This is a genomic window from Symmachiella dynata (assembly GCF_007747995.1).
GTDB classification, from domain to species: domain Bacteria; phylum Planctomycetota; class Planctomycetia; order Planctomycetales; family Planctomycetaceae; genus Symmachiella; species Symmachiella dynata.
Genome location: NZ_CP036276.1, coordinates 2,672,181 through 2,690,607, shown reverse-complemented (window position 1 = coordinate 2,690,607; position 18,427 = coordinate 2,672,181). Strand labels below are relative to the sequence as shown.

The window sequence follows — 18,427 nt, the reverse complement described above, 5'->3', positions numbered from 1 at the left end:
GTCGATCGGGAATGGCCCGCTTTCGAAATACCGCCGCTTCTTGCAATCTCCTCAAAGGCTCCCAGGCAATATGGCGTTCGATCTACCGAAAGTCACCGACGTTGAAATCGAGATTGACGACCGCAAATCAATGGGCAGCGTCCGCTCCAACGTGAAGCTGGAAAAAGACCCCGTGATGAAAGCCCTCGCGGAGGGGTGTGATGCGGAGATCCGTGCACGGGTGACTGCGGCGGAGGAAGCGGCGAAGACGGGTGCGGAGAATTCAGATAAGTAAGCGTGTCGTGAAATGCTACTTGGATCGATCGGTCTTATGTTGCTGCCTGACCTACCGCTCTTTTATCGTTAATAGGAACGGCGATGGAAACAACAGATGTAAGTGACAGCAGCCCGACGAAATCAGGTGTCGGAGGAATCTTGCCTTCATTGACGACGTTATTCTTATGTGTTCTATCATTTCTCTCGGGACTTGGAGTCTATTACTTTTATGGGCAGCCGAATTTAACAGCTAGAGGGGTGACACGACGAAACCTAGCACGTATGGGGCGCACGTTTGACGCCTTTTTTGAAGAAAATGATCGATTTCCGGATCCCGATCAATGGCAAGATGAAGTCAGACGAGGTGTTGGACCGGTTTTTGTTGAACAAGAATTATTGGACGGTTGGAACAATCTTCTACAGTACAAACTGGTCAAGCTAGGAAAATGTGAAGTGTATGTACTGTACTCTATAGGGCTCGACGGCATAGATTCCAACGGAGCAGGAGACGATATGGTATTTCCAGTCGGCGGCTATGATTGAATCTGGAGGATGTTCTCAGACGCCAGTCAGAGTCGTGTGGCGGCTTGGCATTCGCGACGCTACGCGGTTCAATGGAGGCTTACGTATCCTGCCGCCGTAACATCGCGAAGCGCATCGAGGAGCTGACTATGACGTTACCATCCCATGAGACACATATTCCGCGACGCACATTACTCGGCTCAATCGGGGCGGCGGCCGGGGCGGCGTTGTTTGCTGGAGAGGCTCGGGCGGCGGATCCGGCGGGGGCGGTTTTGGATCGGACTTCTTCGATTCGGATTACGCGGTTGACGCCGCATATTTGTCGGGATCGGGTGTACGTAAAGATCGACACGAATCATGGCATTAGCGGGTGGGGGGAGATCAAGGGGGTTGTGCCGACGGTGGCGGCGGCGTTGGCGAGTTCGATGTTTGAGATGTTGGACGGGCAGAATCCGACGCGGATTGAGCATCTGTGGCAGGTGCTGTATCGGGCGGAGCGGAATCAGCGCGGTGGGGCGTTTATGCTGCACACGATCGCCGGGATCGATATGGCGCTGTGGGATATCACCGGGCAGTTGTGGGGCGTGCCGGTGTATCGCCTGTTGGGCGGACCACTGCGGGAGAAGATTCGCGTTTATCCCACGGACAAGGCGATCAAGGTGGGTAGCGGGCCGCAACCGCAGTCGGGCAATCCCGATCAGATTGAACGCATGGTGCAGTCGGTCCGTAACGCCCGCGAAAAAGTCGGACCTGATGGCACGGTGATGTTCGATGCCCACAGCGCCGTGCCGCCGGCGATGCTGATTCAATTCGCCGCCGCCATCGAACCGTACAATTTGTTGTTTCTGGAAGAGCCGGCGGTGCCGGGAAATATTGAGGTGTTCAAACGGCTGAAACAGCAAATCCGCATTCCGCTCGCTGCCGGGGAACGGGACCGCACGATTTGGGGTATCCTGCCGTATCTGGCGGAGAAGGTGTTGGACATTGTGCAGCCCGACTGCGGATATACAGGGGGCATCAGCCAGATGAGAAAGATCGCTACGCTGGCCGAGGCCTACATGACCCCCATCGCGCCGCACTGCACGCAATCGTATCTGGGCATGACGGCCAGTTTTCACGTCGCCGCCTCGGTGCCGTTATTTTTGATCCACGAAGCGTACGACGATGAACTATTAGGGACAATCGTCAAGCCGCATTGGAAGCGCACCGACGACGGGCATGTAACGCTGCCGGAGGGGACGGGGCTGTGCGTGGATGTTAACGAAACCGCGCTGGCGAAGGTGGCGGCGGACCCAAATTACAAATACCGCTGGCGGGGTCCGAAGTTAGATGCGGATGGGGGGGTGGTGGATTATTGAGGTTCCACCGGGAGGGCGAAGCTCCTGCTGAGCTGCATTGATGCGATGGGCGCGGCAATGACGTGCCAAATCAAAGATGTTGCATGAAAGTTATTCGCCAAACTCGATTGTCTGAAAAATTGTCTCACCAATTTCTGGAGGAGCGCCGTTTAATTTGACAATCATAGTCAGTTTGGTAGTCATAGGCTGTTTCGGCCCCCCGTTGACATCCGGAAAGTGGACTCCGATGAGTTCCTCGTTTCGAGCGATACGAGCACGACGTCCGTCAATCGTGGTCCAGAATCCGTCGAACCCCTCCCTGTCGAGCGGATCAGAGTAAGCTCCATAGTCAAAAGATAACGTCAATGTCGGACTGACGAATTCTCCGACCAATGAATCGACTCCCTGTACGTCTTGTTTCTGGAGGTCGGACGGCGCACGGAATCGAAAATAATTGTCAGCTTTGATCATCTCCCAACCCGTCGGGATTTCATGGGCTAGGTCTTTGGTCGGCACGGACTCTGCGCACCCCAGAACCGAGGCCACGCTGAGCAGAATTGAAAGTCGCAAGACGGACATAAAGAAACTCCTGATTCCGTGCTCATTGAGATCTTCTATTCGCTGTACGCGAATCCGCACCAGGACTGGGTTGTTGCCCGTCGCGCTACCAGATAAAGACGGCCCATTCCTCGGATTGGTTCCCGAATTCATTCCAATTCGGCAAAAAAAGTTCGTCAATTTGATGCATCGCCGTCAGTTGTAGGAGATTCCGGACGGTGGAGTGGTGGCTTTTTGAGGTGGGGGGCGGCAATTTTTGGTAGCATCGATTTGACGATTCCGAAAAGACGCCTTCTCCTTTTTTACATGCCTCGCAAATATTCGGACTTTCCTTGTCTCGGAGAAACACGATGAAACGACTCTCGATCGTGAAGGTTAACTTAATCTGCTTTTGTCTAGTGAGTGGACTTCTGTTTTCTGTGAACGTTGGGCATTGCGATGATTTGTCGGCCGGCACAGGAGAGATAGTTGCAGATGCCGAAAAAGCGATCACGAACCGTGAGTTGTTCGTAAAATGGAATCGGGAGCTTTGGAATTGTTCAGAGAATGATTTACGTCTTTTGACGATGGACGACAACGATACGGTAAGCCTCTCAGCGGCATTTGAATTGTTTGTTGTGAGGCCGGCCCAGAATAGAACCAACCGCGATGAACTTCGGACGCCAGAAACCACAGGGCTCCCCGCCAAAAGAGATTATCAAATTGACAGGGCTGATGCGGCGAGGTTTGTGGGATTCTGCGAGGGACGTCTTAAGATCCCGTTGCCTGATTGGTATTTGACCGTGTTGGAATTTGGATCTGTGCGTCACGACAGAGTTTCAACGTATTTTGTGTTTCGCGACGGCATGCACGGTCTGGCCATTCAAAAACAGCACGTAACAATCAAAGGCGACGATAATACGGAACTTGACTGGACGGTGCTTAGTAACGCCCCCAATGAAGTCACGGTCTCCGGAGACAATGTTGTACTAGATGGCACATCCGCAGAGTCGGTGATTCCTCTGAGTTCCGTGAAAACTAGAGGCGCTCTCCAGAAAGGTTTTGCGTTCACAAATGATGAGCGTCGCTTTTGGGTGACGATTTATGATCGCAGCATACTTAGCGAAGACGATTTACTGAGATTCTATGTTGGAGATAAAGTTCGGTGGGAAGCCGATGTATGGGGAACGATTCCTCCGTCTTCTATGAGTCTGCCCTTGGGCAATCACTATGTGTCCGTTGTACGCAATGACAACTTAGTATATGTCGTCGGTGCGGGAAATTGTGGAGCCTATGTCGAAGGGTTCGACGCAAACAGTGGAAAAGTTGTAATGCGATTCACGGCATTGGCTTTCTGATAAGCAGTGTCGACTAATCAATTCCCAATAACTGCCGGATCCCTTCCAGCGGTTGGATGTAGGTTAAAAACGGCAGACCATCGACGGTTGGTTCTTGGCGGCGGGTGACGCCGTCGACGGCGGGGCCGTGGTTGCACATCCATGTACAATCGTTGCTTGAATGTCATTTGGTAAATTTGATTGTCCGGAAGATCATTTCACAGAACTCTGCATCAGCAACATCCATCTCGATACTCATCGTCAGCGAATTCCAGATCTTCATGCGACCGAGCTGTTTTTCAATACGCTGGCTCTCTTCATCCAGGAGCACTCTCTCCTCTCGGGAGGCTTTTTCCTCCGCGGGTTCTTTCACCCCAGGGGGATCTTTTGCTTGGAAGGCTTGTTTCACCTCAGGAAAATGGACGCCACAATAGTTCCCTCTCCGAGCGATGCGAGCACGGAATCCGTCGATGATGGTCCAATTTCCGTCAAACTCCTCTTCAGACAGCGAATTCGAAAACCGTCCATAATCGTAGCTCAATGTCAAAGTTGGACCGACGAATTCTCCCACCAACGAATCGAAGCCTTGCACGTCGACCTCTTTCAAATCAGGTGGCGCACGAAAAGAAAAAAGGGCATCCACTCTGATCGTTTGCCAATTAGCGGGGATTTGCTTTGTGGACTTCTCCGTTGAAATTTTTCGTGTGACATCTGGTTGATCTGGAGGTTTTTCGCACCCAAACAGGGCACAAGTGAGGAGAAAAAAAGGCAATGGAATTCGCATCTTCAGTTTGCCCTTAGGTTTGTATTTCATGGCGTTCAATTTGTGTAAACGACATTTTGCCCTATAAATTCACCAGAGGCCTATTAAAGCGATCAATCACTGCATCTAGTCGATCCCCAACAGCTGCCGGATCCCTTCCAGCGGTTGGATGTAGGTCAAAAACGGCAGACCGTCGACGGTTGGTTCTTGGCGGCGGGTGACGCCGTCGACTGCGGGGCCGTGTTGGACGAAATGTTCGAGCACTCCGAATTGCTGGGCGGCGTCGTAGGGGGCGAGGTGTTGCGGGGCGTCTTTTAGATGGGCGATGGCGGCGGCGAGGGCGTAGCCGCCCCAGTTGCTGGTGCCGGTGACGATGGTCCAGTCGGTGGCGATGCGACAGGGGACACGGCCGGCGTGATCGCCTTCCAGTCGCCGGTGCAGGTTTTCCCAGGGGATGCTGCCCATGCCGATTTCGTTGGCGCCGTCGCCGATGCCGATGGTTTTGATGCTGGGACGCGATTGGGTGGCGAATTCGAAGAGGCGGTGCAGATTGCCGGAATAGGCATCCATCGCTTCGCCCCGCATGTTGTGGCAGCGGTCATGGGCGGTCGGCAGGACGAGTTGATGGAATTCCTCAAGCGGAACTGTCCCGCTGCGGCGTTGACCGGTGAGCGAAGTGGTGGTGTGGCAGGGACCGACCCGTTCGAGGGCGATCAGGTGCGTCAATTGTTTACCGGGGGCGGATTGGAAAAACGTCTCGCCGGTTTCGTTTATGTTGACCACCGTTTGATGCACGCGATCATTGGGAAATTCCATGGCCTCTGCGGCGGCTTGGAGGGCCGGATGACAGTGATTGTCGGTGATGACGTGGGACTCGACTCCCAGTTTTTCCAGAACCGCTGCTAGAAACAGGGTGCCGAGCGGTCCGTCGGTCTCAGCGGCTGGAGGTTGGCCGCCGGGGATGAAAAAGCCGGTGACGATTCCCACCGAACGGGCATTCTCGGCGAGTTCGGCGGCAGCGGCGGCGAGGTGCCCAGGACACAACGCTCCAAATTCTCGTTCGGTTCCGATTAACCCGCGTTGTGCGGGATCGCGACGAATAAGTTCGTCGAGCTGTGCGATCAATGGCGATGGTGGAGTGGAGGGCATGCTCATTATTGTGCATTGAATTGCTAAACGATTCAATTCGGTCGACGCGTCCTGGAGGCCCGAATCGAGGCGTCAGGAGGGCCTGGCATCCCCCGTGGCGCGCGGGGCAAGCGGGCCGTTTTGTAGTGGGCTTGGAGTGAAATCAGGTGCTGAAACGATTATCCAGCGCTGTGGGCTCCTGTCTGCTTCTCGTGCCTGGGAAACGACTTGAGTGGCATTCTTGGAACTGAGAAAACGGTGCGGAAACGGAGCTTCTCGGTTGTCAGCCGCGTTTCTTCATGCCAAAATCCTTTACTTATCGAAGAAGACCCGTCAAACAGGAATTCTTCCAGCCGCCATCAACGTTGGCTGTGAGAATACGTTGAGGCTCCTCAAATCATTGTGAGCGACCCGGCATTTCATCGATGCGGGACTCACGATGCGCCTGAATCATCGAGTCGAATTTTCAAGCAATTGTCAGCGATTGGCACAATCAACAAGCGATAAGGTATCGCGCTGTTTTGGTTGCGTCTCGTCTGCCTTTAGGGATTGGTTTGGAACCGCATGGCAAAGATTCCAGACAGGAAGAACATGACCACCGCGGATATCTTGGCGTTTTGTCGCGCCGAGGCGTCCGCTGGATCTTCATCGGACGCTCCGGCTGAGGAGGTTGTCGAGGCCCCTGCTCCGGAAGAAACAACCGCCGAAACGCCCGCAGAGGAAGCACCCGTGGCAGAGTCCACGCCGGCAGCTCCAGCGAAGAAGCCGACGTCGACGAAAGACATTCTAGCCGCGGCTCGCGCAGCAGCGGGTGGCGAGAAATCAGCGGCTCCTCCTGCGGCAGAAAAGCCCAAGGCAAAGGCCGCATCCGGCGCCAAACCGACATCGACCAAAGATATTCTAGCGGCCGCCCGTGCCCAAAAGGCGGGAGGCGCCGCAGCAGCGGCAGGTTCCGCAGCTCCGGCGAAGAAAAAAGAAGCTCCCGCAAAAGCAGCAACAACCGCCAGCGGCGACAAACCGTCGGTCAAGGAGATGCTGGCCGCGTTTCGCAGTGAGAAACAAGCAGCGGGTGAGAAGGCGGCTCCGGCTGCCACGACTGCGGACGGCAAGAAGTTGCCGCCCAAAATGCCGGTCCCACCTCGTAAGCCCAAAGCCAAGCCGGTGCCGGCGCCTGTGGATGAGAATCGCCGCAGCTTTTTGGCCGCACTGCTGGTAGTGCCATCGGCTTTCGCGGCAGCGTGGGTCATGCTGGCTGGTTCGGCGAGCGCGTGGCTGTTAGCACTGGTCCGCTTTGGTTTGCCCAATGTCTTGGTCGAACCCCCGAGCAAATTCAAGATCGGTTCGCCGGGAGATTACGACTTCGGCACGGTCTCGACCAAATGGAAAGCGGAACGTGGCATCTGGGTGGTGCACACGGATCGCTACAAAGGTCAAAACGTGATCGTCGCCTTGTCGACGGTTTGCACGCACTTAGGCTGCACGCCGAACTGGTTGGAAGGGGAACAAAAATTTAAGTGCCCTTGCCATGGTTCGGGATTTTACATCGATGGGGTCAACTTCGAAGGTCCCGCACCGCGACCGTTGGAGCGACATGGTATCGTCGTCGCCGCTGACGGCATGCTGGAAGTCGACAAAGGCCTGAAGTTCCAAGAAGAGATGGGGCAATGGGAAGATCCCAAGTCCTTCGTCAGTGCCTAAGGCTTGGCTGACGGGAAAATAATTGAAGTCACGGCAGTAAGATTGAGTTTCACTAATTCACAACGGCGCAATCGAGGTCTCCGATGAAAATCGGCGAATATATTCGCGAGTCGCAAATTTGGAAGAGCGTTTTTCGGCATCCGGCGCCGTACGACCGTCGCAACCGCGTGGTGGTGATGCTGACCAACTTCTTCCTGCATCTCCATCCGGTTTCGATCAAAAAACAGGGAATCGCCCTGTCTTACACTTGGTGCATGGGGGGGATTACCTTCTTCCTGTTCCTGGTGGAAACGGTCACCGGCGTGTTGCTGATGTTCTACTATAGACCCACGCTTGAACACGCATTCAATGACATTCTCGCGCTGCGGGACGTGGCGACGCTGGGCATCATGCGGGAAATTCACCGCTGGGGCGCCCACGGAATGGTGATTACGGTGTGGCTACATATGTACCGTGTCTTTCTGACCGGGAGTTATAAACCTCCACGCGAATTCAACTGGGTGGTCGGCGTATTGCTGCTGGTGCTGACCCTATTGCTATCGTTTACCGGCTATCTGTTGCCTTGGGATCAATTGGCCATTTGGGCCATTACGGTCGGTTCCAACATGGCCCGCGCGACTCCGTTTTTGGGGAGCGAAGGTCCGGGTGCTCAGATTTTGAATATCGGCGGTTTCGACCTGATTACTTCCGGTAGTGACGCACGGTTTGTGTTGCTGGGCGGTCGTTTTGTCGGCGAAGCCACTTTGAATCGTTTCTACATTTTGCACTGCGTCTTCATTCCGTTGGTTGTGGCGACATTGATTGCCATCCACTTCTGGCGTGTTCGCAAAGACGGCGGCATCAGCCAACCGCTGTAACGGCGTCACCGTGCCGTGTTAGGCGGCGTATTGCGTTGCAGTGAAATTAAGTCACACAACTGGTTTGCTTGCGAGTTAATCGTCGATGCATCATCCCGATCTCACGTCCGAAGTGATCTTTGGTCTCGGCTGGCTGTATTTGTTGCTCTTTGCAATGAATGCGGCTTGGGCCTTTCGCGCGTATGTCGAAGGTCCCGGCAAGCATGACCACGAAAGCGGCGACAAAAGCCACGAAGGAGAGCATTGGTCAGACGGGCCCAGCTTGGCCTACACGACGTTCTGGGCGATCGTCTCCATGGGCTTCTTTTTGCTGGCCATTACGCACTTCACAGGAACAAGCGATCCAGCTGCGTTTTTGATTCGTATGCCGCAGTTTGTCAAAACGGGCATCGATGCGTTGGCCAACCCCGTGCTGTACTTCTTCGGCACTGTCGGCCTATTTGTCTTGATGATTCTGCTCCGGCGCGTGTTGGCCAATGTCACCGTAGCCTGGGTGTTACTGAATCTGACGATCGTGTTCATTGCCTTGAGCATGACCGATTACGACTTCCGTCAAATCGTGGGCAAGCCGGACAACGTGCCGATTGTCTCGATGTTGTTTATCGTGGGGTACTTCACTTGGCTGTATTTCCGTAAAGCCAATGACAACGACGATCGCATCGCCGCTGGGAAACCGCTCTACGGCGAAGACGATAACGACAAGGTTTTGGTCTGGCCGGATCTGGTTTATACCGAATTGATCTGCATGGTGGCTTTAACCGCCCTGTTGGTGCTGTGGGGATGCGTCCTACAAGCCCCGCTGGAAGAACCCGCCTCAGCAGTTAAGACTCCCAACCCCTCGAAAGCTCCGTGGTATTTCCTGGGTTTGCAGGAAATGCTGGTTTATTACGACCCTTGGATGGCCGGCGTGGTGCTGCCGTCTGTGATTCTGGTGGGTCTGATGGCGTTGCCCTACATCGATTTCAATAAGCGGGGTAACGGTTATTACTCATTCAACGAACGCAAATTCGCGATTCTGACCTTCATGTTCGGCTTTTTGCCGTTGTGGATTGGGCTGATCGTGTTGGGGACATTCTTACGAGGTCCCAACTGGAACTTTTTCGGTATTTACGAACCTTGGGACCCTCACAAGTTAGAGGTGCTCAATAACGTGAACTTGTCTGAGTATTTTTGGGCCTGGATGGGTCGGACTCCTCCCATGGCAGCGCCTGGTTCCGATGGGTTTACGCAATTTGTCACCATCTTGTGGCGGGAATCGGTGGGACTGTTGTTGGTGGGTGCCTATTTGCTGGTGCTACCGCCGTTGATGGCAGTGACCATTTTTCGCAAGTTTTTCCGACACATGGGTTTCATCCGCTACTTCGTGTTGGCAAACCTGTTTTTGTTCATGGCCTGTTTGCCAATCAAGATGTTGTTGCGTTGGACCTTCAACCTGAAATATATCGTCGCGATTCCGGAATACTTCTTCAACATTTAAGCCCTTTGGGCAAGTTGATGTTTCCGTGTCCGTCGTGATAGTTGTTGCTTTGAAAACGACATGAGGTATCCGCGGCACCGCCCACTGGGGACGGGCTGTCGGATTGTTGAAAACGAAAGTCTGGAAGACCATGCCGGCTAACGAAGAATTCTGGCGACGTCCGAGTCGAATGCACGTGGTGTTTGCCATCAGCGCGCTGGTGCTCACGTTCGCAACGGTATTGATGCTCGTCAAAGATTACGACGACGAGTGGAGGGTCTATCAACGCAAATTCTCCAAATTAGACGCCCAGCGCGCCGAGCGCGAAGAAAAGGCGATTGCCGACAAGGCTTACCTGGAAACCGAAGCGGATTTGAAAGGCAAACTCAAAGACGCTGAGGATGATGTGAAGAGCCGGCAGGCAGAAGTTGAGGAGATTGAAAAAGAGATCTCCGAGCTGGAGACTGTTACGCTGGCTCTGAACCGATCCGTTAAATTCAAACGGGCGGAACGGGACAAAGCGCGGGCCGATTATGACTTGGCGATCAGCAAAGATGCTCCCAAAGCCCGTCAGGATCAATTGAAAGAGATTTTCGACAGCAAGCAGGCCATCGTCTCCGATATGGAGCAAGAGCTGAGCGAGCAAACAGAGGCTCTGAACAACAATACGGCTGTCTTGAAGGAACTTCGCTCCGCCCAGTCGGCAGCCGAGGAAGAACTCAAGGATCACACCAAAGATTTCGTCCGTATTCAGGGCGACCGGTTGGCCAAAGAGCCGGAGTCATGGGTTGCTATTACCAAGAAGACTTTCGTCAATATCCCGCTGCTGGATCTCAATCCCACGAACAAGATCCAACAAATTTGGCTACCGGATTTGACGATCAACCTGGGAGGGATGAAGGACGTTCCGCGGTTTGATCGTTGCATCACCTGCCATCTCGCGACGGATCGTGTGGCAGCTGGAAACGTTGCCGAATTTCCCGAGAGCGAATACGAACACCCTTTCGCCACGCATCCCCGGACCGATTTGTTCATCACAGCATCCAGTCCGCACTCGCAGGCAAAGTTCGGCTGTACGATTTGTCATGACGGCCAAGGCTCTGGAACCAGTTTTCACAATGCCTCGCACACGCCCAACAATCCGGTCATCGCCGCAGAGTGGAAGAAGGAATACGACTACTTCCACAACCACTTTTGGGAAAACCCGATGTATCCCGATCGCTTCAAGGAGTCGACCTGCTTGAAGTGTCACCATGGCGTGACGGAATTGGCTGAGCATCCTAAGTTTGGTGCCAGCGCCCCCAAAGTGGTTGATGGTTGGGAAACGGTCGAAAAATATGGTTGCTTTGGCTGCCACGAAATCCGTGGTTATGACGGTTTGAAATCGATCGGGCCGGACTTGCGTCTGGAGCCCAACACCCCTGAACAGGCGGCCAAGATTGCTGAAGATCCCAACGCGGTTCCCGGCAAACTGCGTAAGGTCGGCCCGTCGTTGCGGCACATCAAGTCGAAAGTGACGACTGGATGGACACAAGTCTGGGTCGAAGAGCCCAAGAGCTTCCGCCCCTCAACGCGCATGCCACAGTTCTTCCATCTGTCGAATCAACAGGATGAAGTCGCCAAGAAATACAGTCCCGTCGAAATTGCTGGAACGGTTGCTTACTTAATGAGCCGTTCTGAAGATTTTGAAGAGTTGTCCCCTGCGGAAGGTTATACACCGGAGGCAGAACGGGGCAAAAACACGTTCGCCACACGCGGATGTTTGAATTGCCACAATCACGCTGATTTCCCGGACAGTCATTCCGACTTTGGTCCGGATCTGACCAAGGTGCATGAAAAATTGCTGCCGGGCGAAGCGGGATTTCGTTGGTTGTATACCTGGATCCGCGAGCCAAGCCGTTACCATGCCCGCACAAAGATGCCCGATCTGTTTTTAGATCCGGAAGTCAAAGACGGAGTCACGATCGACCCGGCAGCGGACATTGCTGCTTACCTTCAACAAGGGGGATCGAAGAACTTCGGCAAGCTCGAATGGAACGGTCCGGGTGTGGACGCGGATAAATCGGCGCTGGACGAAATGGTGCAAATGTTCCTGGGCAAAGCCATTTCCGTGCGATCAGCCAAGCAAGCAATGATTGATGGAAAACTTCCCGCAAACATGACGGAAGAGACCATCAAAGGGGATGAAATTGAATTGTTCGGTGAAACGATCACCGAAGAAATGAAGCTGCGTTACGTCGGCCGTCGCACGATTTCGCGCTATGGCTGTTACGGTTGCCATGACATTCCCGGCTTTGAAGACGCGCGTCCGATCGGAACCGCGCTGCAGGACTGGGGACGCAAGGATCCGTCGAAATTGGCCTTTGAGCACATCGGCGAATATCTGCATCACTTCGGTGAACCCAACGGGTCCAGCACAGCAGAACGAGCCAAACTGGCGGTGATGAATGCGGAGAACGAGAGCTTCCCCGCCGATGAAAACCCTGAAACGGAATTGGCAGTCGCCTATTTCTACGACCAAATCAATCACCACGGCCGTCCTGGTTTTGCGTGGCAAAAACTACGTGCCCCGCGGAGTTATGATTATCGCAAGATCGAAACCAAAGGTTACGATGAGCGGTTGCGGATGCCGAAATTCCCCTTCAGTGAAGAGGAAAACGAAGCGGTCGTGACCTTCGTGCTCGGTTTAACAGCCGATCCTCCGGAACCGGAATATGTCTATACACCGACCGGACCGGACAAGGACCGTCTGGAAGGTGAGAAGCTGCTGAAGAAGTACAACTGCACCGGTTGTCATATGCTCGATATGCCGGAGATTATTGCGGCAATCGACCCGGATGAGTTGCTGGCCACCGATACCAGCGGCGAATACCCAGAAGCACTGGAACTGCTTTACAAATTGAAGCCGATTCATAACGGCGAAACCGGCGAGACGATGCATCTGCCGGCCACGGAGTACGACGAGGCGCGGGACCTGCCGGTGATCAGTTTCCACGGCATGGCCACGGCGACTCCCGATCCGGACGATGCCATCGAAGATCAAGAATACTCATTCCAGCTTTGGGAACCACTGCAGGTCGGTGAAACATTGATGCTCCCCTCGGAGCCGATGTTGGTTCCGGCCCAACAACTGGTGTCCAACAACAAAGGTCGCGGCGGAGAGTTCGCGCGTTTCTTGGTGAAATATTTGGTCGAACAGGACAACCAATTGCAATCGGCCGACGCGTGGCAAATGTCACCTCCGCCGCTGTACCAGGAAGGGATCAAGGTCCAAACGCCTTGGCTGTATAAATTCCTCAAAAACCCGGACAAGTTGCGTTTCTCGACAGTGTTGCGGATGCCCAAGTTTAATATGAGCGATGAAGAGGCCCTGGTTTTGGCCAACTACTTTGCCGCTGTCAACGGGGCAGAATATCCGTATCAGGACATCCCAGAGCGGGAACCGGAGTACCTGTCGAAACAAAACGCAAAGTATCCGCACTATCTCGAGGAATCCTGGAAGCTATTCAACATTCCTCGTCCGGATGGTTTGTGCGTGAAGTGTCACCAGTTCGGTGGCATGGAATATACATCGACCGATCCCAAAGACAAACGAGGACCGAACCTGAATCGGGTTGAATCACGATTGCGACCTGATTGGACGTTGTTGTGGATTTCGAATCCGAAATGGATCACGCCCTACACAGCGATGCCGCAGAACTTCAAAAAGGCCACTCCCCAGTTTCCGCAGTTTTTCGGAGGCGAAGGAGATGTCCAGACGCGGGCCATCCGCGATGCGTTGATGAATTATCATCGCTTGATGGAACAGAACGAAAAAGTCGCCGGCAGCGAAACCGCTCCGGGTCAGGCGGGAGGCGAGTAATATGATGATGTGCAACCGTTTCTCATTCCGAACTCGGACGCTGTGTAGCCTACCGCTGTTGGGTGCATTGCTCCTTTCGGGCTGCAAATTCCCATCCCCGCCGGTTGTCAGTGTGACGATTAAGTCCGCCGGTGGCGAAGACGAAGGAACCGCTGAAGTGGATCCGGATGACGCCGGGGTGTCAGGCTACGGCACTCTCACCGGTCGGGTTACGTTTGATGGCACGCCGCCGAATTTGACGCCGCTGGTCAATCAAGGGGATGCCGGAGTAAAGGATTCCTCGGTTTGCTCGATTGAGGCAGTCCCCGATGAATCGTTGGAAATCGATCCGGCGACCAAGGGTATTGGGAACGTGGTTATTTACTTGGCCAAACCTCCCAAATACATCAATCCTGATCTGGCCTCAGCGGAGACGGATGTCGAACCGGCGGTGTTTGACCAAAAGGGATGTAAGTTTTTTCCGCACATTTTACCGGTCCGCGTTGACTTGGACCAACCGTTGGTGGTCAAAAGCGACGATGGCATTGCCCATAACACACATACGTATCCGCAACGGAATTCGCAATTTAACCAAGCGGTCAAAGCTAATGATCGTGACGGGATTCCGATCAAGTATTCCCGTGCAGAAAGCGAACCGCTCCGCGTGACCTGCGACTATCACAGTTGGATGAAGGCCTACCATTTTCCGATCGATCACCCCTACTTTGCAATCACCAAGCCGGACGGGACGTTTACGATCGAAGGACTGCCGGCAGGCAAACATGAATTCAAAGTCTGGCAAGAACGTGGTGGACTTATAGACCGAAAACTGGAAGTTACGATCAATCCGGATGAAACCACAACGATCGATCCGGCAAAAACCACCTATTCTCCAGACAAGTTCAAGCTATAAATCTGAAGAGCCATCCGTCGCTGCTCCAAAGTGAGTGGCAATGACAAACGTGCAACACACAGGAGTCTGAACATGACAATGAACTTCCACCGACAAATTCGTGCCCTTCGAGTTTTGGCAGTCTGCGCCATTTTGATGAGCGGTCTGTGCATGATCGGCGGCTGTAACTCGAATGAATCGGGCGGTCAACATGTGGTGCTGACCGACTTTGGAACCGGTCAAGAATCAACCGCACTGTTCCCGCGGCGAGATGTCGGGCCGGAAGCCACCGTCACCGTCACCACTCCAGCCGCCAAGGCTCCTGAGGTCAAAAAGCCGGCCGCCCAAAAGCCTGCTGCTGAAAAACCGATGAAAAAAGTGGCCGCTGTTTCGAAGCCCGCAGTCAAATCGCCGGCTGTCAAGAAGCCTGTTGTTAAAAAACCGGCCGTGGAAACGCCTGTTGCGAAGAAGCCAGCGACTGAAACACCTGTTGCCAAGAAAACTGTCGAGGCAAAACCGGTTGCCAAGAAGCCGGCTGCTAAGAAGCCAGTCGCCAAGAAACCGGCTCCCCAAAAACCGGCCCCTAAGACTGAGGTGGCATTGGCTCCCAAGCCAAAACCAACGCCCACTCCGGCCGATGATGCCGGTGATGTCGACGACAAAGGACGTCCCGTATTGGCTGATGGCACTGGAGGATTCTCGGGGGTCATCACATTTGATGGCAAAGCTCCGGAACCCAAATTTTTGTACCAAAAAGGTGGAGCTCCGAAGGACCCGGAAGTGTGTGGTCTGGAAGCGATTCCCGATCAATCACTGATCGTCAATCAAGAGAATAATGGCGTGAAAAATGTGTTCGTCTATCTCCGCAAAAAGCCCCGCGGGTTTAAGCCCAAACCGCCGAAAGAGGCGTTGGTGTTTGACCAAAAATATTGTGTCTTCCTGCCGCACAACCTGATCGTCTATGCAGGTCGCGAAGTGTTGGTTAAGAATGGCGACCCGATCGTACACAATACGCACACCAATCCAGTTCGCAATCCCGGGTTCAACTCGGCGATCGGTGCGGACGACCGCGTGGGTGTCAAACTGCTTTATCGCCGTCCCGAGAGCTTGCCGGTCAAGGTGGTGTGCGACTTGCACGCTTGGATGTCGGCTTATCATTCGGTGCTGGACCATCCGTTTTGTGCCTCCACCGATGAGAATGGCAAATTTGCAATCCCCAATCTTCCACCTGGGAATTACACCTTTACTGTGTGGCAAGAAAAGCCGGGTTACTTGACCAAGTCTTTGAAAGTCACCGTTAAAGCGGGCGAGTATACCGAAGAGCCGTTGAAATACGCGGCCAAAGACTTCGCTCAGCACAATGGTCCCACCGCCAAGGTCCTGGTGCTGAACACCGGTCGCTAAGAGTATCAATTACGTTTTGTTTTGTAAGGCGGTGGATTTGGTCCATCGCCGGGCAATGAATTTTTTTGAGGTCGTTGTTGTGAAACCCAGATTCGTTATTCTCTCGGCTGCCTCGCTGCTGGCTGTGACCCTCGCTGGTTGCGGTGACTTCAAGTCCGTGTTTTCGTACAACAAAACGACGGATGAGTTGATCGAACCGGCACAAACGGTCGTAAAAACCGAACTCCAAGAGAATTTCGGAACTCCTGAAGCCTTGGTTGCCTGGCTGAAATTTCAGTTCGACTTCGGCGATGAAGAGTCCGTGACGGTCAAAGTTAATTCTTTTGATACGGCCGCGAAGGGAGTCGTCGTGGTGGACAACACCGACGACTTGGGAGTCGACTTGGAGGGAGCAACGCTCAAGTTGTCTACCGACGCCGTGCATGACATTGTCAGCTACGACTCGGAGTCGGGTCAGTTACATGTCACTCCTCCGATTGCAACGGAATTGACCGACGAAGACAGCGTGACGATTGTGACCAAGCCTCAAGGCTGGAAACTGGTCCGCGGTCGCAATTTGTATATGATCCATTGCGTGCATTGTCACGGAGTCAGCGGAGATGGTGCCGGACCGACGGCGCAATATCTCAATCCGCTTCCGCGCGATTATCGCAAAGGCATCTTTAAGTTTACTTCTACAATTTCAACAGAAAAAGCTGCGCATCGCGACTTCCGTCAGACACTGTATGACGGAATCCAAGGCACGAGCATGCCCTCTTTCAAGTTGAAATTGATCGGTGACGACATGGATGCGGTCATCGCCTATGTGTTGTTCTTATCCTCGCGAGGCGAATATGAGATCAATCTTGGCAACGAATTAAAAGTGCTTGGTGGCAGTAAACAGGAAGTCGACGATCGTCTTCGGGAAGAAACGGGACTCACTCGGCAACAGGTTTTCAAAGAATTCAATGAACAAGAAGAGATCAGTACGGGTTTAACCGAACTATCCGATGAAGTGGCGCTGATTCTGTCTGAGGACTGGGAACGAGCCAATTCGCCGGAAGTTGAGGTCTTTCCGAAAAAGCCGCGCCCGGAACCGACGGCTGAGTCGATTGCCCGCGGCCGCGCCTTGTTCATCTCCAAGGATGCCAAATGCTCGGACTGCCATGGCATGCAAGGTAATGGGAACGGTCCGCAAACAGAGGCTTATCAGCAACTTCCCGGCTCTTCACTGACGTACGACAAGCCGGGGCTCTACGACGATTGGGGACACCCGATCAAACCGCGGAATTTACACACCGGTATTTATCGTGGCGGACGACGTCCGTTGGACATTTACCGCCGGATCAGTGCTGGAATTAAAGGTGCGTTGATGCCCGGCTTTGGGACGTCACTGAGTGATGATCAGATTTGGGATCTGGTGAATTACGTTATGAGCATCCCTTACGAGAATAACTTGTCCCCCGAGTCGGTACCGGCTGAAAAAACGGTTGCCGAACATATTACAAAATAATTGTCAGCGGCCTGCCCGCTTTCGGAAAATGATCGTTTGGCAATTCGCCATGATCGGACTGGGCCCCCCAGTCAGGGAGCATGAGACGTGAGAAAGTTTTGGTGCCTATTTTTTATGTTCTGGCCGACGTTGGCCATCGCCGTGTGCGTGGTTGCCCCCACGAATGGTTGGTGGTTTCCCAGCGTCGCTCCGTGGGAACTGGGCCAACAGATCGATGACTTGTTCAATCTGTTGCTGATCATCACAACGGTCGTGTTCATCGGTACGCAAGTCGCGCTGGGTTATGTACTTTGGAAAGGAACGACCGTCAAAAAAGGCGGTGCCTGGTTCAGCCATGGTAGCCACAACCTGGAGGTGATTTGGACAATCCTGCCGGCGATCATTCTGTTGTTCATTTCGTTGTACCAGATGGATGTGTTGGCACGGATTCGTGTGATGAGTCAGTTTCCCGAACAAGCCCGCGATGCTCCGGTGGCGGAGGTTTCTGCTCGGCAGTTTGAATGGCGGATTCGTTATCCGGCGCCGGGCAAAAAACTGATGCCGCAACCACAACCGACAGATCTGTACACCGTGAACGACCTGCACGTGCCGGTCGGTAAGCCGGTCATGATCCGTCTACGCAGTGAAGACGTGCAACATAGTTTTGGCCTTCCAGAATTACGATTGATGCAGGACGCGGTGCCCGGACTCGTAATTCCCGTCTGGTTCCAATCCAACACAACTGGCAAATATGACATTGTGTGCAAGGAACTATGCGGTTGGGGGCACTATAAAATGCAGGGCGAGCTGACGGTTGAGTTGCAAGAAGAATACGACGCATACCTGCAGGCCCTGCAGGCAAAAATGAACGACGACGGCTTTTCGGCCGAAGCGAACAATGCTGTGGCCCAAAGCAATGAGGAATGATT

Annotated in this window: 16 protein-coding genes; 12 read left to right on the top strand and 4 right to left on the bottom strand. The window is 53.7% G+C overall.

Annotated elements, in window-relative coordinates:
- Positions 1 to 70 precede the first annotated feature (70 nt).
- The 3 genes from Mal52_RS10350 (at position 71) to Mal52_RS10340 (ending at position 2,135) form a co-directional block, all read left to right on the top strand.
- Positions 71 to 274, top strand: coding sequence for a hypothetical protein (locus Mal52_RS10350; protein ID WP_145375954.1), 204 nt, complete (start codon positions 71 to 73; stop codon positions 272 to 274).
- 83 nt (positions 275 to 357) lie between these two features.
- Positions 358 to 798: a hypothetical protein gene (locus Mal52_RS10345; protein WP_145375952.1), complete on the top strand. Its 441-nt coding sequence runs from the start codon at positions 358 to 360 to the stop codon at positions 796 to 798.
- Positions 799 to 926: 128 nt separating this feature from the next.
- Complete coding sequence (locus tag Mal52_RS10340; RefSeq protein ID WP_197534804.1) at positions 927 to 2,135, top strand: mandelate racemase/muconate lactonizing enzyme family protein; 1,209 nt, start codon at positions 927 to 929, stop codon at positions 2,133 to 2,135.
- 90 nt (positions 2,136 to 2,225) lie between these two features.
- Here the strand turns inward: Mal52_RS10340 and Mal52_RS10335 are convergent, their stop codons facing one another.
- On the bottom strand, positions 2,226 to 2,693 hold the full coding sequence (locus Mal52_RS10335; protein WP_145375948.1) for a hypothetical protein: 468 nt from the start codon (positions 2,691 to 2,693) through the stop codon (positions 2,226 to 2,228).
- A gap of 329 nt (positions 2,694 to 3,022) precedes the next feature.
- On the opposite strand from Mal52_RS10335, the gene Mal52_RS10330 reads away from it, so the two are divergent.
- Positions 3,023 to 4,009, top strand: coding sequence for a hypothetical protein (locus Mal52_RS10330; protein WP_145375945.1), 987 nt, complete (start codon positions 3,023 to 3,025; stop codon positions 4,007 to 4,009).
- A 13-nt stretch (positions 4,010 to 4,022) separates the two neighbouring features.
- On the opposite strand, the gene Mal52_RS30205 is transcribed toward Mal52_RS10330, so the two are convergent.
- The 3 genes from Mal52_RS30205 to Mal52_RS10320 all read right to left on the bottom strand — a co-directional run bounded on the left by Mal52_RS30205 (position 4,023) and on the right by Mal52_RS10320 (position 5,900).
- The gene (locus Mal52_RS30205; protein ID WP_231962592.1) at positions 4,023 to 4,148 is read right to left on the bottom strand and encodes a DUF4392 domain-containing protein; all 126 of its coding nucleotides are present in this window, start codon (positions 4,146 to 4,148) and stop codon (positions 4,023 to 4,025) included.
- A 24-nt stretch (positions 4,149 to 4,172) separates the two neighbouring features.
- Positions 4,173 to 4,802 (bottom strand): hypothetical protein, encoded by a 630-nt coding sequence (locus Mal52_RS10325; protein ID WP_145375943.1) that lies wholly within the window; start codon positions 4,800 to 4,802, stop codon positions 4,173 to 4,175.
- A 75-nt stretch (positions 4,803 to 4,877) separates the two neighbouring features.
- A complete protein-coding gene (locus tag Mal52_RS10320) occupies positions 4,878 to 5,900 on the bottom strand; it encodes a glutamate cyclase domain-containing protein (RefSeq protein WP_197534803.1) in 1,023 nt (340 codons plus the stop codon).
- 570 nt (positions 5,901 to 6,470) lie between these two features.
- On the opposite strand from Mal52_RS10320, the gene Mal52_RS29705 reads away from it, so the two are divergent.
- The 8 genes from Mal52_RS29705 (at position 6,471) to Mal52_RS10280 (ending at position 18,425) form a co-directional block, all read left to right on the top strand.
- Complete coding sequence (locus tag Mal52_RS29705; protein ID WP_197534802.1) at positions 6,471 to 7,577, top strand: QcrA and Rieske domain-containing protein; 1,107 nt, start codon at positions 6,471 to 6,473, stop codon at positions 7,575 to 7,577.
- Between the two features lie 83 nt (positions 7,578 to 7,660).
- Positions 7,661 to 8,434: a cytochrome b N-terminal domain-containing protein gene (locus Mal52_RS10310; RefSeq protein ID WP_145375939.1), complete on the top strand. Its 774-nt coding sequence runs from the start codon at positions 7,661 to 7,663 to the stop codon at positions 8,432 to 8,434.
- A gap of 85 nt (positions 8,435 to 8,519) precedes the next feature.
- Positions 8,520 to 9,911 carry a cytochrome b family protein gene (locus tag Mal52_RS10305; RefSeq protein ID WP_145375937.1) on the top strand — a complete coding sequence of 464 codons (1,392 nt, stop codon included), beginning with the start codon at positions 8,520 to 8,522 and terminating at the stop codon, positions 9,909 to 9,911.
- Positions 9,912 to 10,041: 130 nt separating this feature from the next.
- On the top strand, positions 10,042 to 13,752 hold the full coding sequence (locus tag Mal52_RS10300) for a c-type cytochrome (RefSeq protein ID WP_145375935.1): 3,711 nt from the start codon (positions 10,042 to 10,044) through the stop codon (positions 13,750 to 13,752).
- A 112-nt stretch (positions 13,753 to 13,864) separates the two neighbouring features.
- The gene (locus tag Mal52_RS10295) at positions 13,865 to 14,644 is read left to right on the top strand and encodes a carboxypeptidase-like regulatory domain-containing protein (RefSeq protein WP_145375933.1); all 780 of its coding nucleotides are present in this window, start codon (positions 13,865 to 13,867) and stop codon (positions 14,642 to 14,644) included.
- A gap of 72 nt (positions 14,645 to 14,716) precedes the next feature.
- Positions 14,717 to 16,027, top strand: coding sequence for a carboxypeptidase regulatory-like domain-containing protein (locus Mal52_RS30395; RefSeq protein WP_145375931.1), 1,311 nt, complete (start codon positions 14,717 to 14,719; stop codon positions 16,025 to 16,027).
- A 79-nt stretch (positions 16,028 to 16,106) separates the two neighbouring features.
- The gene (locus Mal52_RS10285) at positions 16,107 to 17,519 is read left to right on the top strand and encodes a c-type cytochrome (protein ID WP_197533840.1); all 1,413 of its coding nucleotides are present in this window, start codon (positions 16,107 to 16,109) and stop codon (positions 17,517 to 17,519) included.
- Positions 17,520 to 17,606: 87 nt separating this feature from the next.
- Positions 17,607 to 18,425, top strand: a complete 819-nt coding sequence (locus Mal52_RS10280) for a cytochrome c oxidase subunit II (protein ID WP_231962115.1) — start codon at positions 17,607 to 17,609, stop codon at positions 18,423 to 18,425.
- Positions 18,426 to 18,427: the final 2 nt, after the last annotated feature.

Excerpts from the sequence above, each read along its gene's own strand:
- Mal52_RS10320 (WP_197534803.1), bottom strand. The coding sequence starts at position 5,900 with ATGCCCTCCACTCCACCATCGCCATTGATCGCACAGCTCGACGAACTT.
- Mal52_RS10350 (WP_145375954.1), top strand. The coding sequence starts at position 71 with ATGGCGTTCGATCTACCGAAAGTCACCGACGTTGAAATCGAGATTGAC.
- Mal52_RS10325 (WP_145375943.1), bottom strand. The coding sequence starts at position 4,802 with ATGAAATACAAACCTAAGGGCAAACTGAAGATGCGAATTCCATTGCCT.
- Mal52_RS30395 (WP_145375931.1), top strand. The coding sequence starts at position 14,717 with ATGACAATGAACTTCCACCGACAAATTCGTGCCCTTCGAGTTTTGGCA.
- Mal52_RS10300 (WP_145375935.1), top strand. The coding sequence starts at position 10,042 with ATGCCGGCTAACGAAGAATTCTGGCGACGTCCGAGTCGAATGCACGTG.
- Mal52_RS10335 (WP_145375948.1), bottom strand. The coding sequence starts at position 2,693 with ATGTCCGTCTTGCGACTTTCAATTCTGCTCAGCGTGGCCTCGGTTCTG.
- Mal52_RS10310 (WP_145375939.1), top strand. The coding sequence starts at position 7,661 with ATGAAAATCGGCGAATATATTCGCGAGTCGCAAATTTGGAAGAGCGTT.
- Mal52_RS10305 (WP_145375937.1), top strand. The coding sequence starts at position 8,520 with ATGCATCATCCCGATCTCACGTCCGAAGTGATCTTTGGTCTCGGCTGG.
- Mal52_RS29705 (WP_197534802.1), top strand. The coding sequence starts at position 6,471 with ATGACCACCGCGGATATCTTGGCGTTTTGTCGCGCCGAGGCGTCCGCT.
- Mal52_RS30205 (WP_231962592.1), bottom strand. The coding sequence starts at position 4,148 with ATGTGCAACCACGGCCCCGCCGTCGACGGCGTCACCCGCCGCCAAGAA.
- Mal52_RS10340 (WP_197534804.1), top strand. The coding sequence starts at position 927 with ATGACGTTACCATCCCATGAGACACATATTCCGCGACGCACATTACTC.
- Mal52_RS10330 (WP_145375945.1), top strand. The coding sequence starts at position 3,023 with ATGAAACGACTCTCGATCGTGAAGGTTAACTTAATCTGCTTTTGTCTA.
- Mal52_RS10345 (WP_145375952.1), top strand. The coding sequence starts at position 358 with ATGGAAACAACAGATGTAAGTGACAGCAGCCCGACGAAATCAGGTGTC.